The 15,685-nt window shown below is 70.0% G+C and carries 14 protein-coding genes and 2 pseudogenes; 3 read left to right on the plus strand and 13 right to left on the minus strand.

Annotation, left to right across the window (positions count from 1 at the left end; translation table 11 throughout):
• Positions 1-187 precede the first annotated feature (187 nt).
• Positions 188-520, minus strand: a complete 333-nt coding sequence (locus tag D5S19_RS13480) for a VOC family protein (protein ID WP_120023689.1) — start codon at positions 518-520, stop codon at positions 188-190.
• Between the two features lie 111 nt (positions 521-631).
• Between D5S19_RS13480 and D5S19_RS13485 the strand changes: the two genes are divergently transcribed.
• Positions 632-1,141: a winged helix-turn-helix transcriptional regulator gene (locus tag D5S19_RS13485; protein ID WP_120023690.1), complete on the plus strand. Its 510-nt coding sequence runs from the start codon at positions 632-634 to the stop codon at positions 1,139-1,141.
• 42 nt (positions 1,142-1,183) lie between these two features.
• Here the strand turns inward: D5S19_RS13485 and D5S19_RS13490 are convergent, their stop codons facing one another.
• Positions 1,184-2,143 carry a LysR family transcriptional regulator gene (locus D5S19_RS13490; RefSeq protein WP_120023691.1) on the minus strand — a complete coding sequence of 320 codons (960 nt, stop codon included), beginning with the start codon at positions 2,141-2,143 and terminating at the stop codon, positions 1,184-1,186.
• A gap of 92 nt (positions 2,144-2,235) precedes the next feature.
• Between D5S19_RS13490 and D5S19_RS13495 the strand changes: the two genes are divergently transcribed.
• On the plus strand, positions 2,236-3,213 hold the full coding sequence (locus D5S19_RS13495) for a M64 family metallopeptidase (RefSeq protein ID WP_120023692.1): 978 nt from the start codon (positions 2,236-2,238) through the stop codon (positions 3,211-3,213).
• A gap of 197 nt (positions 3,214-3,410) precedes the next feature.
• Here the strand turns inward: D5S19_RS13495 and D5S19_RS13500 are convergent, their stop codons facing one another.
• From D5S19_RS13500 to D5S19_RS13550, 11 genes and pseudogenes are all read right to left on the minus strand, one after another.
• A complete protein-coding gene (locus D5S19_RS13500; RefSeq protein WP_120023693.1) occupies positions 3,411-4,784 on the minus strand; it encodes an alkaline phosphatase family protein in 1,374 nt (457 codons plus the stop codon).
• Entirely contained in the window at positions 4,781-5,857 is a 1,077-nt protein-coding gene (gene eboE, locus D5S19_RS13505; RefSeq protein WP_120023694.1) for a metabolite traffic protein EboE, read from the minus strand. Before eboE ends, D5S19_RS13500 begins: the two co-directional genes overlap by 4 nt.
• Entirely contained in the window at positions 5,854-6,717 is an 864-nt protein-coding gene (locus tag D5S19_RS13510) for a TatD family hydrolase (protein ID WP_120023695.1), read from the minus strand. Before D5S19_RS13510 ends, eboE begins: the two co-directional genes overlap by 4 nt.
• A 2-nt stretch (positions 6,718-6,719) precedes the next feature.
• On the minus strand, positions 6,720-8,132 hold the full coding sequence (locus tag D5S19_RS13515) for an EboA domain-containing protein (protein ID WP_120023696.1): 1,413 nt from the start codon (positions 8,130-8,132) through the stop codon (positions 6,720-6,722).
• Positions 8,129-8,977 (minus strand): SCO3242 family prenyltransferase, encoded by an 849-nt coding sequence (locus D5S19_RS13520; RefSeq protein ID WP_120023697.1) that lies wholly within the window; start codon positions 8,975-8,977, stop codon positions 8,129-8,131. Before D5S19_RS13520 ends, D5S19_RS13515 begins: the two co-directional genes overlap by 4 nt.
• Positions 8,974-10,131 (minus strand): inositol-3-phosphate synthase, encoded by a 1,158-nt coding sequence (locus D5S19_RS13525; RefSeq protein ID WP_120023698.1) that lies wholly within the window; start codon positions 10,129-10,131, stop codon positions 8,974-8,976. Before D5S19_RS13525 ends, D5S19_RS13520 begins: the two co-directional genes overlap by 4 nt.
• Positions 10,132-10,159: 28 nt before the next feature.
• Positions 10,160-11,311 (minus strand): Gfo/Idh/MocA family protein, encoded by a 1,152-nt coding sequence (locus tag D5S19_RS13530; RefSeq protein WP_120023699.1) that lies wholly within the window; start codon positions 11,309-11,311, stop codon positions 10,160-10,162.
• A 34-nt stretch (positions 11,312-11,345) separates the two neighbouring features.
• Positions 11,346-11,513: pseudogene (locus tag D5S19_RS13535) on the minus strand (sugar ABC transporter substrate-binding protein); the annotation flags it as partial.
• Positions 11,512-11,934 (minus strand): annotated as a pseudogene (locus D5S19_RS13540) (ATP-binding cassette domain-containing protein); the annotation flags it as partial. The pseudogenes D5S19_RS13540 and D5S19_RS13535, both read right to left, overlap by 2 nt.
• On the minus strand, positions 11,931-13,154 hold the full coding sequence (locus D5S19_RS13545) for an ROK family protein (RefSeq protein ID WP_120023700.1): 1,224 nt from the start codon (positions 13,152-13,154) through the stop codon (positions 11,931-11,933). The pseudogene D5S19_RS13540 and the gene D5S19_RS13545, both read right to left, overlap by 4 nt.
• A 516-nt stretch (positions 13,155-13,670) precedes the next feature.
• Positions 13,671-14,873, minus strand: coding sequence for an ROK family transcriptional regulator (locus tag D5S19_RS13550; RefSeq protein WP_120023701.1), 1,203 nt, complete (start codon positions 14,871-14,873; stop codon positions 13,671-13,673).
• Between the two features lie 183 nt (positions 14,874-15,056).
• Between D5S19_RS13550 and D5S19_RS13555 the strand changes: the two genes are divergently transcribed.
• Positions 15,057-15,602, plus strand: coding sequence for a GNAT family N-acetyltransferase (locus D5S19_RS13555; protein WP_120023702.1), 546 nt, complete (start codon positions 15,057-15,059; stop codon positions 15,600-15,602).
• Positions 15,603-15,685: the final 83 nt, after the last annotated feature.

Below are 15,685 nucleotides of genomic sequence, written 5' to 3' on the forward strand. Positions count from 1 at the left end.
CACGGCGGGCGCCGTGGTTCCGCGATCACCCGGAAACCGCGGCGCCCGCCTTCGGCTGCCGAGACAGCCTCCCGATCCGGGGGTGGCGCCACCCCCGGGGACGCGACAGTGGCAGCGTCCCGCCGGGCCGTCACGACCGTGACGGCCCGGCTTATTCTGTCCACAGTGGATGACTGCCGGAAGACGCTCAGGCCCCGGTCAGCACGACCCGGTTGCCGTCCGGATCGGTGAGCGGCAGGATCCGCGCGCCGCCGCCCGGCTGCGCCGCCTCGTGCCCGAGGCCGGCCGCGCGCAGGTGCGCCGCGGCGGCATCGAGGTCGGTCTCTTCCAGTACCACCGTCGACGCCCCGGCCCGGCCGGGTTCCGACCACACCTGCAGGCCGTAGGTCTCCCCCAGATGCCATTCGAGCAGGCCCGCCATCGGACGGGCGTCCGGGCCGCGGCCGAAGAGCCGGGTGTACCAGTCCTCCGCACGGCCGAGGTCGGTCACCGTGCTCTGCGCGAGTATCCGGCGGATCATGAGCGGGCCTCCCAGGTGGTGAACGCAAGTGCTGGTGAAATGCAAGCACCTTGAGGGAACCACGAGTGGTGGTAAATTGCAAGCAGTCGGTCCCCCGGCGAAGGGAAGGCGATGACAGGCACACCCCGGACAGGCACGCCCCGCTCGGGTTGCGCGATCAACGCCGCGATCGAGGTGCTCGGCGATCGCTGGAGCGTGATCGTGCTGCGCGACCTCATGTTCGGCGAGAACCGGCATTTCCGGACGTTGCAGCGCGCGTCGATGGAGGGCATCGCCTCGAACATCCTGGCCGCCCGGCTGCGCGATCTGGTCGCGGCGGGCCTGCTCACCCGGGAAGACGCCGGCTCCGGCAAGCGCGCCGCCTACAGTCTCACCGAGGCCGCCATCCAGCTGGTCCCCGTGCTCGCCGAACTCGGCTGGTGGGGCCTGAACCACCAGCCGACCTCCGAACCACTGCGAACCCGCGCGCAGATCCTGTACGAGGGCGGCCGTCCGCTGTGGGAGGACTTCATGAACGAGCTGCGCGAAGAGCACCTCGGCATCCCCGCCCCGGACACCGGGCGGCCGACGGTCCGCGAACAGCTCGAAGCAGCGTACGCCGAGGCCTCCGTGAAAGCCTGAATCCGCTGTGTCCACATCGGACGGACCGCTGCCGCTGAAGCGTCAGCCCAAGACGAGATCGCCGCGGGCCGCACGCCAATCCCGGTAGGCGGGACTGGCGGCGGTGTCGCAGCGGTACGCGTCCCCGGCCGCGGCGAGCAGCGCCTCCGGTTCGCGGCCGAACACCCCGTCGGTCCGCCAGGCGATCAGGTAACGCATCCACAGTGGATCCCCCGACAGCGGGCGGATCGCGATCTCGGGGGTCGCCGGGAAAGTGACCCGGCACGGGGAAATCGCCCGGCCGGCCGCGATCAACCGGTGCAGGGCCTGCAGTTCGGTGCTGCGGTGCGCGACCCGCGGCCGGAACCCGGCCCGTCCGCAGGCGTCTTCGAACGACTCCGGCCAGCCCGCGCCGTCGGAGGGGCCGAGCACCCAGCGTTCCGCGGCCAGCGCGGACAGGTCGATCTCCGTCGCGGCGGCCGCGGGATGATCGGCCGCGAGCGCCACGAACACCGGCTGCATACCCAGCGGCCGCCGCCGCACACCCGGGGCCGGCGGCAGCTCGTGGCCCGGGTAGTCGGACACCACCGCGGCGTCGAACTGGCCCGCGGAAAGCAGCTCCAGCAGCCGTATCGGGGAGAATTCCGTGCGCACGGAAACCGTGGGGACGTGCTCGGGCCGCGCGATCCGATCGGCCAGTTCGACCACCAGTGAAGACCCGATCCCGCCGAGCGCGATCGGCCGTTCGGCCCCGTTCACCAGCCATCGCGCGGCATCGCGGCGCATGGTCTCCGCCGCGGTCAGCACCGCCCGCGCGCGGGCGAGCACGCATTCGCCGAACTCGGTCGGCACGACCCCGCTGCGGCTGCGCACGAACAGTTTTCCGCCGAAGACCCGTTCGATTCTCTGCACCGAAGCCGTCAGCGCGGGCTGACTGCTGCCGATTCCGGCCGCGGCCCGGGAAATGCTGCCCGTGTCGGCTACGTCGCACAGGATTCGCAAATGCCGGAGCTCGACTTCCATAACACCGATGTTAAGACCGGTTGGGATGTCCCGGAAGCCGCCGAAAGTCGGATCGTGAGAGGTCTCTTCCTTCGTCCCCGCAAGGAGTACCCATGCGACGAGCGTGTCTCGTGGCCGCGCTGGCCGGTGTGCTCGCACTCGGCTCCGCCCCGGCCGCGCCGGCCGCCCAGGCCGCCCATTTCACCGCTTCGATGGAGGTTTTCGACCCCGGTGGCACCATTCACCGGGCCAAGGTGACCCGCCCGGTCGCCGACCGGGCGGCCGCGCGGCTCACCCGCCCGGCGGACGTGGTGCCGATCGAGACGAACGGCCCCAGCGAAAACCACTTCGACCTCGTGGTGGTCGGTGACGGCTACACCGCGGCCGATCTGGGCACCTATTCCCAGCATGTCCGATCCAGTATCGACGCATTGTTCTCGGTCGAGCCGTACCAGAGCTATCGCAAGCAGTTCAACATTTGGCAGGTAAACGTCGTTTCGCCGGATTCGGGCGTGAGCAACGATCCGGACCAGGGAATCCAGCGCAACACCGCACTGGGCTCGTATTTCTGGTGTGACGGCATCGAGCGGCTCCTCTGCGTGAACGAGACCAAGGCGAACCAATACGCGGCCGCCGCGCCGGACGTGGATCAGGTTCTCGTGCTCGCGAACAGCACCAAGTACGGCGGGGCGGGCGGCGGAGTCGCGACGTCGTCCGGCGGCAATGCCTCGTCCAGCCAGATCGTCGCGCACGAACTCGGTCACTCCATCGGCGGTCTGGCCGACGAGTACGACTACGGCGACTGCGATCCGCGTGAGCCCGCCGAGCCGAACGCGACCGCGCTGACCGAGGATCAGATGCGCAGTCAGCAGGCGAAGTGGTACCAGTACCTCGGAAAGCCCTCGCCGGACGGCAGCACCGTCGGCGCCTACGAGGGCTCCAGGTACTGCCAGACCGGGATGTACCGGCCCAGCGCGGACTCGCTGATGCGCACGCTCGGCAAGCCGTTCAACCCGCCGAGCACCGATGCGATGATCGCCGGATTCTACCGGGAGGCGCCCAGCCTGGCCCCGCATCGCCCGGCCGCCTGACCCACCGCGCCGCGGTCACCGGACCGAGTGATCCGGAACAGACGGCGTGCACACAGTGGACACCCGAGCCGCAGGGCTGTGAAGGGTCCCTTCACGGACTGTGGGGCTGTGAAGGGACCCTTCACAGCCCCAGAGCCGAGCCGAGCGGCCACTGGCCGGTGAACAAGGTGATCGGACGGCTCATCGGGTTCTTCCTCCTACTTCAGTCCTTGCAACGACAACAGCAGAGGACGCACGCCGGTGGCCGCGATGCGGCCGGACGGTGCCCCCGCCGGATCCGAGCAGAGCAACACCGGGCCGTCCGCGGCGGAATCGGGCAGCCGGCCGTGTGAGCCGCGTACCCAGCGCGGATCGGTCGGCACGACGTCCATCGTGTACCGCAGCCCGGCGAACTTCTTCGCCAGGTTCAGCCCGGCCCTGGCTTTGGCGAACCGGTCCCGCGGATCGAAGAACAGTTCGGCCGGGTCGTAGCCGGGCTTGCGGTGGATTTCGACGCTCCGCGCGAAATCGGGCCGGCGGTCTTCGTCCAGCCAGTAGTAGTAGGTGAACCAGGAATCCGGCTGGGCGACGGCGACCAGCTCACCGGCACGCTCGTGGTCCAGCCCGTACCTCGCCTGGTCCTCCCGGTCCAGGACTTCGTCCACACCCCTCAGCCCGGCCGCGATCGCGCGAACCCGGTCCACATCGGACTCATCGCGCACGTAGAGGTGCGCGACCTGGTGGTCTGCGACGGCGAACGCCCGCGAGGTCCACGGGTCCAGGTACTCCATCCCGTCCTGGGTGTAGACCTCGAGCAAACCCTCGCGACGCAAGGCCCGGTTGAGGTCGATCGGCCGGTGCACGTTGGTAATGCCGTACTCACTGAGCGCGACCACGGTCGCCCCCGCGTTCCGGGCGTCGTTCAGCAGCGGTGTCATGGTTTTGTCCAGCTCTCGGGCCGCCTTCACCGCCTGCGGGCCGTCTGGGCCGAAACGCTGCAGGTCGTAGTCGAGATGCGGGACGTAGGCCAGCAGCAGATCCGGACGGCGTTCCCGGAGGAGCTGCCGGGCCGCGCCGACCACCCACTTACTGGACTTCAGCGAGGCGGTTGGACCCCAGTACTGGAACAGCGGGAACTCCCCCAGCTCGCCGGTGAGCCTGTCGTGCAACTCCGGCGGGCGCACGTAGGCGTCCGGCGACTTGCGCCCGTCGGCGTGGTAGATCGGCCGCGGGGTCACCGTGACGTCGGTGGACATCCCCATCGCGTACCACCAGCAGACGTTCGCCGAGGTGTAGCCGGGGTGCGCGGCACGCGCTGTCTCCCACAGCTTCTCACCGCGGACAAGCCGGTTGTGCTGGCGCCACAGGTGGATCTCGCCGAGGTCCCGGAAGTACCAGCCGTTGCCGACTATGCCGTGCTGTGCGGGCAAGAGCCCGGTGAGGAAAGTGGACTGTGCGCTGCAGGTGACCGCGGGCAGTACGGTGCCCAGCTCGGCCTGCCAGCCCTCGCGGGCGAGGCTGGACAGCTCGGGCATGTGCCGCAACGCCTTCGGGGTCAGCCCGACGACGTCGATGACCACCAGTGGCTTCACGCCGAGACCCCTTCCAGGTTCGCTTGTGCCCACGCGAGTTCCGCGGCGATCCCGCCGACGAGGTCGCCGGCATCCGGGAGCACGCTCCAGGTGTAGGTCTCCACCTCGACATGCGACTGTCCGGACAGCCCTGCGGCCACCGCACGCAGCACGTCGGTGGTGGTATCCAGCGGCGGCTCCGGGGCCTGGTGCAGCGGCAGGTGGAAGTGCACCCGCCACGGTCCTTCCCCGGGCAATTCGGCCCACGCCTCGGGCAGGTCGTCGGCCCGATGCACCACGCCGTCCGCGCCGAGTTCCCGAACCTGGTGCAGGTAGCGGCGCTCGGCGAAAGCAGCCAGCTCGGCACAGGCTTGCGCCGGATCGGCGACGTGCAGGGCCGCGGAGGCTTGCACCTTGACAATGTCCACTCCGGACTCGACGATGGTCGCCAGGGTGGTCACCGGATCCGCGAAGGACACCGCCAGATGGCACGTGTCCAAGCACAGCCCGACGTACTCCGGGTCGACCCGGCGGGACAGCCAGACCACCGCATCGTCCACAGTGTCCAGTACACAGCCGGGCTCGGGCTCGACCGCCAGCCGGATCGGCCGGTCGCCGCTCTGCCGGATCGCCTGGACCACCTGGCCGAACGCTTCGGCCGCACGCCGGTCGTCGTCGTCGGTCCACGGCTCGCGCCAGCCGAGCGGCAAGGTGGAAATGCTGCCGTACGAAGCATCCTCGGCGAGCAACTCCGCCAGAACGGTCACGCAGTCGACGGTGTAGGCGACCCGCTCATGGTCGGTCCACCGTGGACGGTAGACCGCGTGCTTGACGACCTCCTCGTGGAAACCGCCGTACGGAAAGGCATTCAGCGTGTACACCGACAGGCCGCGCACGTCGAGTTCGGCGCGAAGAGACTTGCGCGCGGATGCGTCACCGGCGAGACCGCGGGCCACCGGCGCGGACAACCACAGTCCGACGCCGAGCCGGTCCGCGCCGAGCCGTTCCCGCACCGGCAGCGCATACCGTTCCAGCTGGGTGACAATGCCGTCGACGTCTTCGGCAGGGTGGACGTTCGTGCAGTAGGAGATCATGCGCGGGCACCTCGCAGTACCGAGTTTCCCGCGAATTCGGCGGCTTCGCCGGTGAAACCGGGCAGCGGGTCGAGAATCAGACGACCGCTTTGATCGTAGAATTCGACCGGGTTCTGCCACAGCACCCGATCGACATCGGCATCGGTGAAGCCGTCGTCGAGCATCGCCTGGCCGGTCTTCGCGGTCTTCAACGGATCCGAACGGCCCCAATCGGCGGCGGAGTTGACGATCATCCGATCCAGACCGTATCGGCGCAGCAGCGCGACCATCCGGTGTTCGTCCATTTTGGTGTCCGGATAGATGGAGAAGCCCAGCCAGCACCCGGAATCCTTGACCAGCTCCACGGTCACCTCGTTGAGATGGTCGACCACCACCCGCTCGGCCGCGATCCCGGACTCGCGCACCACGTCGAGCGTCCGCTTGGTACCCTCCACTTTGTCCCTATGTGGAGTGTGCACCAGCACCGGCAGGTCGTGCTCGACGGCAAGCTCCAGCTGGCGGGCGAAAACCTCGTCCTCCTCGCGGGTCATCGAGTCGTATCCGACCTCGCCGACCGCGACCACGCCGTCCTTGGCCAGGTACCTCGGCAGCACACCGAGCACCTCCCGGCAGCGCGGATCGTTGGCCTCCTTGGGATTGAGCGCGATCGTGCAGTGGTGCCGGATACCGAACCGGCTCGCCCGGAACCGTTCCCAGCCGATCAGCCCGTCGAAGTAGTCGGTGAACGAACCGACCCCGGTACGCGGCTGGCCGAGCCAGAACGCCGGCTCGACGAGTGCGCGGACGCCCGCCGCGTACATCGCCTCGTAGTCGTCGGTGGTCCGGGAGGTCATGTGGATATGAGGGTCGAAGATGCGCACCGCTAAATACCTTTCTCGAGCAGCTCCAGTGCGTCGGCGGGGACGGCGCGATCAGCGGCACGGCGTTCTTCGGCGAAATCGGCGAGCATCCGGATCAGCTCACCGTCCACCCGGGACTTCAGATCCGCCACGGCCGCCAGCGAAACCTCCACGAATACGCACTTCAGCACCCCGTGCCGCCAGCCGTGGTCATCGAGGAACCGCGCGGCGAACTCGCCCATGGCGGCGGCGACCAGCCGGATATCGTTGGTGCGCAAGGCGTCTTCAACCAGCACCCGGCCGGCTCGGACGACTTCGGTACCCGGGGAGACCATCGAGTTGAGCGCGCGGAGCACGCCACGTCGTTCGGCATCGTCGCCGTACCGATAGAGGTCGTTCAACTCCGTGGCCAAGGCAGCGTCGTCCACAACCTCGGCCAACGTCGCTACCAGCCGGATCCGGGCACGATCGTCCACAGTGCCATGCACAAGTCCCTCTGGATCGTCCGCCGGTTGCAACGACGCACGTCCGACGGCGCGCCCGGCGGCGGGGAAGAGCGCGCCGATATTGGACGGTTTCGCGCGAATCTGCCGCTCCGCCTCGGCCTGCCACGGCAACGCGGCGGTAAGGGCAGCGAAAGCGCGACGGGCGGCGTCCGGCGCGGCGTGGCTGTGCCGGGGCAGCTCGACCGCGGCCAGACCCTCGTAGCCGATTTCTTCCAGTGCCGCGAGGGTCGCCGTGAGATCCAGCTCACCGTCGCCGAACTCCAAGTGCTCATGCACGTTCGGCAGCATGTCGTCGAGCTGGACGTTCCACAGCAGCGGACCGGCGAGACGCACGCATTCGGCCGCGTCGAACGGTTCCACGGCAACGCAATGCCCGACGTCGAGCGTGACCCCGAACAGCTCCGGCTCGCCGAGTTCCTTACGCAGGTCCATGACCTGGCTCAGGTGCGCGACGAGATGCCCCGGTTCGGGTTCCATCGCGAGCCGGACCTGCCGCCGCTCCGCGTGCTCCAGCACCGTCGCTACCCCGTCCCGCAACCGGGACCAGGCGATATCGACCTCCACAGTGGACACACCGGACCAGAAGGACACGCAGTCCGCGCCGAGGTCCGCGGCGATGTCGACTGCGCGCACCAGGAAATCGATTCGCGGCGCAGGGTCGGCGGAGAGCAACGTCGGCGAGTGCTTGCGCCATGGGTCCAGGAGGTAGCGGGCGCCGGTTTCGAGCACGACCCGGCGCAAGCCGAGCGTGGAGAGCCGGGCGGCGATCCGGTCCACGCGCCGGGCCAAGCCGTCCGCGAACGGGTTGAGGTGGTCGTGGTCCAGCGTCAGCGCCACCCCCGCGTACCCGAGGCCGGCGATGACCGTGAGCGCTTCATCGAGGCGGTGATTGGCGAAACCATTGGTGCCGTAGCCGAGATGGAGGCTCATGTCGGGCTCACCTTTCGTGAAAGCCTGCGCGCCAGCGGCAAAGCGGCCACGACCAGTGCCGCGCCGGCGACCGACCGCTTCGCGGCGAGAGCTGCCTGCAACGGAACCATGCCGTGGATGCCGGTCACCGTCGCCTTGCGCACAGCACCGGCGGACGGATCACGGACCGCACCGGCCTGCGCCCGGCCGACCAGACCGGCGTAACCGGTACAGGCCGCCAGCGAAGCCAGGCGGTACCAGCCGCCACGAACCGGACCGGTCAGTGCCAACGTTGTCGCCGCACAGCTGGTAGCCAAGGCCGCACTCGCCGTATTCGCATTGGCCCCATGGACTTCCCCGGCCGACAACGCGGCGACCCCGAGCGTGTGCACCCCGACCGCCGCGGCGGCGCCGGCGGCTTTCGCCGGTTCGTCACCGGCGCCGAGCAGCACATCGAGGGTCCGGCAGACCGCCATCGCGACCGGCCCGGCCGCGGTCGGTTTGAACACGGTGTCGTAGGCCCAGACCGCTGCGGCCAGCGGAACCGCCATCCGCAGCGCGGTCCGGCCGCCGCCGAGCGCGGCCAGCCCCAGTCCGGCGGCGGTCAACGCGGTCCCGGTGGCCAGCGCCGCATCCGCGCTCACCCGCCCGGACGGGATCGGCCGCTCCGGGCGTTCCACCGCGTCGAGCTTCCGGTCCGCCCAGTCGTTGAGCGCCATTCCGGCCCAGTAGAAGGCCGTCGAGGACAACGGGAGGAGCAGGCGCCGCCCGGTCATCCGCAACCCCGCCGCGGCGGACCCGGCGACCGTGTCACCCAGCACCGTCAGCGCGGCCGGTGCGCGAACCAGCTCCGCATAGGCCTTCACAGCGACCCCGCCCAGCTGATCAGGCGGGCAGTCTGCTCCGCGAACCGATGTTCGTCGCTCCCCAGTGGATCTTTGAAGAAGAAGCCGAGTTCGGTCAGCGCGCCGCGCTGTCCGGCGGCGTGGGCCGCGGCCACCAGCCGGGCGAGGTCCAGCACCAGCGGTGCGGCGAGCGCGGAATCGTAACCGGTCCAAGTGAACTGGAGATTCATCTGCGCGCCGAGGAAGCCTTCGAAGGATACGTGGTCCCACGCGGTCTTGACTTCACCGAGGTCCGGCACGTGGTCGATGTGCAGCGGCGCGGTGACATCCTCACCGAGCAAGGCCGTGAGACCCCTTGCCTTCGATTCCAGTTTGCTGGCCACGGTCACCGGATCCGCCAGCGTCACGCCGTCGCCGCCGCCCAGCAGATTGGTCCCCGACCAGGAACGAACCTTCAACGCCCGCGCGCTGAACATCGGCGCCAGCACCGTACGCAGCAACGTTTCACCGGTCTTACCGTCGCAACCCGCATACGGCAGGCCCTGTCGTTCGGCGAGTTTCCGCAACGCTGGCAACGTGATTCCCGCAGACGGCGTGAACCCGACATACGGGCACCCCGCATGCAATGCCGCGTACGCCGCGAGCGAGCTGGGCGGCAAGACAGACCGGGCGGGGTCGGCTAGCGCCGCTTCGAGCGCGTCGAGGTCGTCGTGCTCCGGCAGGTGCGGACACGGCGCCTCGGTGGAGGACACGTCGACGACGACCACCCGCGCCAGCTCGTGCCGCTGTGCGAACGTGCGGAGATCCGCGGAGAGCCGCTCGACGGCGGACGCCTGCGCGCCGGTGTGCGTTGCCGGGTGGTAGCCGTCGCGGATCTCGGACTCCACTTCGGACAGTCCAGAACGGACAGCGGCGATCACCGCGGAACCGAACATGCCGGCGTGGGCAAGCTGTTCCGCCCGTTTCTCCAGCGGCGTGTGCACCAGATCGTGCCCGCCGAGGACGAGTTCGTCCCAGCAGGGCAGCGGTGTCCCGGCGAACGCGGGCAGCTCGGTGACACAGCCGGTCGGCCCGGCCACCCTCGCGCGCAGGGCGAGCAGGCCGACCGCCGCCGTCGTGGCGACCGAGCCCCGTGCGCCGATCAGCCACAGGCCGGTTCGTTGCTGGGCAGGCATTTGTCCACCTTTCGGCCGGATTCGCCGGTCAGTTGCCTTCGGTCGTGGTCCATCGGGACTGCCCGGCCGCGCTGCGCCCGGCCGCGTCCAGCACCCGCTGGACCCCCAGACCGTCCGCAAAGGACGGTGCGGGATCCCGGCCCTCGCCGAGCGCGGTGAGCAGATCGGCGATCTCGTGGGTGAAGGTGTGCTCGTAGCCGAGCAGATGGCCGGGCGGCCACCACGCGGCGAGGTAGGGATGCGCCGGCTCGGTGACCAGGATCCGGCGGAACCCGGCCTCGGTCACCGGATCCCCGCCGTCGAACCAGGACAGCTCGTTCATCGATTCGGAGTCGAACGCCAGGCTCGCCTTCGACCCGTTGACCTCCAGCCGCATGGAGTTCTTGCGGCCGAGCGCGTACCGGGTGGCCTCGAAACTGGCTACCCCGCCGCCGGAGAGCCGGCCGAGGAACAGCGCGCAATCGTCCACAGTGACCTGTCCGGTCCCGCCACTGCCGTCCGGCCGCTCGCCGACGAAGGTCTCGGTCAGCGCGGACACCCCGGTCACGGTCTCTCCGGTGACGAACTGCGTGGCATCGACGATGTGCGCGCCGAGATCGCCGAGAGCACCCGAACCGGCCTTGTCCTTGTCCAGCCGCCAGCTCATCGGCGAGTCCGAAGAGGACAGCCAATCCTGGAGATACACCGTCCGCACGTGCCGGATCCGTCCGAGCGCCCCGCTCGCCACCAGCTTGCGGGCGTGCGCCAGCGCGGGCACCCGGCGGTAGTTGAAGGCCACCATCGACCGGACGCCGTTCTCCCGCGCCTTCTCCGCCGCTGTGGTCATCGCCTCGGCCTCGGCCAGGGTGTTGGCCAGCGGTTTCTCGCACAGGACGTGCTTACCGGCTTCGAGTGCCGCGATCGCGATCTCCGCATGGGTGTCGCCGGGGGTGCAGATGTCCACCAGGTCGACGTCGTCCCGGGCGATCAGCGCGCGCCAGTCCGTCTCGACCGCGGCCCAGCCGAACCGCTCCGCCGCGGCCTTCGCCCGCGCCTCGTCCCGGCCGCCGAGCGCGGCGAGCCGCGGGATCGGTGCCACCGGAAAGAACCGGTGGACGTTGCGCCAGGCGTGCGAATGCACCGCACCCATGAACGCATGCCCCACCATGCCGATCCCGATGGTCTCCCGTGCCGTGCTCATGCCCCTCCTTGTTCTTCGCGGTATCGATTCCCGGTCAGGAATCGAATCCGACATCCAGATATTGACCCACGTTCTCTTTGGTCACGACCGCGGAGTACGTGGTGATCTCGGCCGGGATCTCGTGTTCGGCGAAATCCCCGGCACCCTTGCCCTGACCGAGCTGCCGTGCCAGCGCGATCGCGGTGGCGGCCATCGACGGGCTGGCCGGCCGCGGGCAGGCGACCGACCTCTGTGGACGGAGCGATCTCGGGGTGACCGAGCCGGGCGAGCAGCCGCGCGGACCGCGCTCGGGACTCGGCGATCCGGGTGAACCCGAACCTGGCCCGTTCCCGGCCGAGGAAGATGTTGTCCGCCACGGAAAGCCCCGGCACCAGGTCGAGTTCCTGATACATGGTGGCGATGCCGAGCCGGAGCGCGGCGACCGGCGAGGCGGGCGCGACCGGCTGGCCCTGCCAGCGGATCTCCCCCGCGTCCGGCCGGTGCGCCCCGGCCAGCGTCTTGATCAAAGTGGACTTCCCCGCGGCGTTCTGCCCGAGCAGGCAGTGCACTTCGCCGGGCTCGACCTCGAAGTCGACCCCGTCGAGTGCGCGGACCCCGGTCCCGCGGACGGCGAGCAACCTCATTCCAGCGCCTCCTGATCGGCGAGCAGAACGAGCGCCGGATCGGCGAAGAGCCGTTCGACGGCCAGGTGCGCGGCCCCCCGCAACGGCGCCGCAGTGCCCAAAGTGGACACTTCGACCCGGCAGATCGAGCCCGGCCCGAGCGTGCGGGCGGCCAGTTCCCGGCGGATCGGCTCGACCAGCCAGGCCCCGAGCCCGGCGAAGGAGCCGCCGAGCACCACGACGTCCGGATCGAGCACATCGACCACAGTGGACACTGCGACGCCGAGCGCGATCCCCAGCTCCGCGACGGCCGCGAGCGCACGCTGGTCCCCCGCCTGCACGCGGTTGCGCAGCAAGCCGACCCGGCCTTCGACGCCGAGCGCCGGATCGTGCAGCGGATCTCCCGGCGGCGCGGCGGCGCGCAGCAGGGCGTTGAGCCCGGCTTTGGTCTCTAGGCATCCGGCGCGCCCGCACGGGCACTGCTCGCCGGCCGGATCGACGGCGATATGCCCCACCTCGCCGGCGAAACCCCGGGCGCCGCGCAGGATCGTGCCCCCGACGACGAGCCCGCCGCCGACGCCCATGCCGCCGCTGAGGTAGAACAGCTCGCGCGCCCCGGCGCACGTCCCGGCAACGGCTTCGCCGATCGCGCCGAGGTTCGCCTCGTTGTCGACGGTGATCGCCTCCGCGGCCAGCCCGAGCCGGGCGGCGAGCAGGTCGGCGATTTCGGCGTCGCGCCAACGCAAGGCCGGAGCAAACCGCAGCACCGCGGCTGCCGGATCGACCAAGCCGGGCACCGAGACCGTGACCCCGACCGGACTGTCGTGCCGCCGTACCTGCCCGGCGAGGACGGCGAGTTCGTCCACACTCCGCGCCGGCCCGAGCGACGCGACATCCGCGCTTTCGTGACGCTCCGCAATCACCGCTCCGACGAGGTTCGCCGCGACCGCCGCGAATCCGTCCGCCTCGACCGAGAGGGCGAGCCCGTACGCACTGTCACCGCTTAGCTCGACAAGACGGCTGGGACGGCCGCTGCCCCCGTTCAGTACCCCCGCCGCACGGACGAGCCCGCGCTCGGACAGCTCGGTCAGCGACCCGGCGACCGTCGCCTTGGTCAGCTGGCACCGAGCCGCGAGCTGGGTACGCGACAGCGGCCCGGCACGCAGCGCCCGCAAGAGCGCGGCGAGGTTCGCCGTGCGTGCTCTGCCCGGGTCCACAGACCCGGATCGCGTCGCGGCCACGCTGCCCTCACAACCTCGGTCGACGATGGGGAACTTTGGTACCCGGCCAGCGAAAGTAGGGAGATCCGCGTCACTCGTCAAGCTGACAACGAGCCGGAAATCCCGGTTTTCACCCGAATAGGCGCCTGACATTCAGCTCACTTTTGCACTTTTCGAGCAAAACTGTGATCGATTTTGACGTTACTCCGCGAACTTGAACGGACGCGGAGCGTGGCGAACGGCCCGTGCGCGGAAGCTGATCGAGGGGTGCGGAAGTCTCGGGAGGGGCGCCGGGACGGCACCGCCACGACTTGTCACGCGACCCGCCGTGACGGCCCGCCACCCGACTCCGCCACAGATGCCACGGGAGGCTGACTGACGCCCAACCCGCGACGGTTTCCGGCACCCGGTCACCAATCGGGCAGCGGACGGAGCGAGACGGCAAAACGCCGTTCGGCAACGGTCGGGTGAACCCCCTTGCCGCGTGCAGCGTCCGGGAAACCCCCACGCCGGATGACCGGCGTGCCATGCCCGAAGTCAGCTACTGAACGTGAATGCGCGATCGGTCGCCGACCAGGCCGCGCCGATCACCCCCGCGGTGTCGCCGAGTTCGGAGAGCACGATCGGGAGGTTGCCGGTCGCGAGCGGCAGCGAACGCCGATAGACCGAGCCGCGGATCTCGGCGAGCAGCTGATGCCCGAGCCGCGCGACACCCCCGCCGATCACGACCATGCCGGGATTCACGAAGCTGACCAGCGACGCGACCACCTGGCCCAGCCGACGACCGCCGTCACGGATCAGGTTCACCGCACCGAAATCGCCCGCGGCGGCAGCCCGGCCGACGTCCTGCGCGGTGATCGCGCCACGTTCGGCGGCGACCTCGGCCAGGAAGGTCGAACGGCCACTACGGGCCAGCGTCAGGCCATCGCGGGCCAGCGCGGCGCCGCCGAAGTACGCCTCCAGGCAGCCGACTTCGCCGCAGGAACAGGTGGGACCGTAGTCGTCGAGCCGGATGTGCCCGATGTCGCCCGCGGTGCCGGCGACCCCGCGGTAGACCTTGCCGCCGAGCACGATCCCGCAGCCGATCCCGGTGCCGATCTTGACGAACACCAGGTCGTCGGTGGAGCGGGCGACCCCGGCGTGCCGCTCGCCCAGTGCCATCGAGTTCACGTCATTGTCCACAGTGACCGGAGAGCCCAGCAGCCCGCCGAGGTGATCACGCACGGAGAACCGGTCCCAGCCGGGCATTATCGGCGGCGCGACGGCCATGCCCTCGGCGAAGCTGACCGGCCCGGGCAACCCGATGCCCACCCCGATCAGCCGCCCCGGCGACTCGTGCCGGATTCCTCCGGCCAGCTCGGCCACCCGCTTGAGCACCACGTGCGGCCCCTGCCGGACATCGCAGTCCTCGATGGTGTGCGCCAGTACCTCGCACGACGCGTCGGTGAGCGCGACACCGACCGAGGTGGCCCCGACGTCCACCGACACCACGCGCAGCGCGCCGGCCAGCCGCACCAGCGTGGAACGCCGTCCGCCGCGGCTGGCCGACGGGCCTGCCGTCTCCACCAGCCCGGCCTGGGCCAGCCGGGTGACCTCGGCACTCACCCGCGCACGCGGCAGCTCCAGCCGCTCCCCCAGCTCGACCCGGGACATCGGTCCCTCGTCGCGCAACAGGGTGAGCAGGCGGGTCTGGTGCCGGGTTTCGACCATCGGATACTCCGCGGTGGATGCCGTGCTCATTCACCCGAGCCTACGACCTCCTGGCCGCACCTCTCGACCTGCCGCAGCCTATGCCGTGCGTGGCAGATCGATTCCGGCCGCCACCGGGACCGACGAATCCGGCCGGATGACACGGATTTTCCCACCGTCCGCCCAACGGACCGGATCTTCCCGGGGGCCGATACGGTCGGCTAGCCTCGCCGGATGCACCTGCGGCTGCGCCCCGCCACCGAAGCCGATCTCGACGCGTTGATCGCCATCCTGAACACGACGATCCCCTGGCTGCGCGAGCGCTGCCTGGATCAGTGGTACGGAATCCCGTGGCACGCCGCGGAACTGGCCCCCGGCCTCGCCGCGGGAATCGTTTACCTCGCGACCGACGACGACGTTCCGGCCGCGACCATGACCCTGGATCCCGAGCCCGATCCGGCATTCTGGACCCCGGCCGACGACCCGCACTCCGCGCTGTACCTCACCCACTTCGCGGTCGACCGCGGCCATGGCGGGCGAGGCATCGGCACGTGGATGATCGACCAGGCACTGCACCAGGCCGCCGCGCGCGGCAAGCGCTCGGTGCGGCTGGACGCGTGGAAGACCAACCCCGGCCTGCAGGACTACTACCGAGGGCAGGGCTTCCGGCACGTCCGGACGGTGGAAGCAGCCGGGCGCGGCAGCGGAGCGTTGTTCGAACGGCCGGTTCCCCGCGTGCCTCCCGATTCGTCCACAATGGACTCCCCTCGCCGGTTGTGACGTCCGCGAAGAGGCGGCCGATCTTCCATCGCACCGCGGGCGAGCTGATGTCCGCAGGGTCGGATGGTCGTGGTCGAGCCTGC

Source organism: Amycolatopsis panacis, from assembly GCF_003600245.1.
In the GTDB taxonomy this organism is placed as follows: Bacteria; Actinomycetota; Actinomycetes; order Mycobacteriales; family Pseudonocardiaceae; genus Amycolatopsis; species Amycolatopsis sulphurea.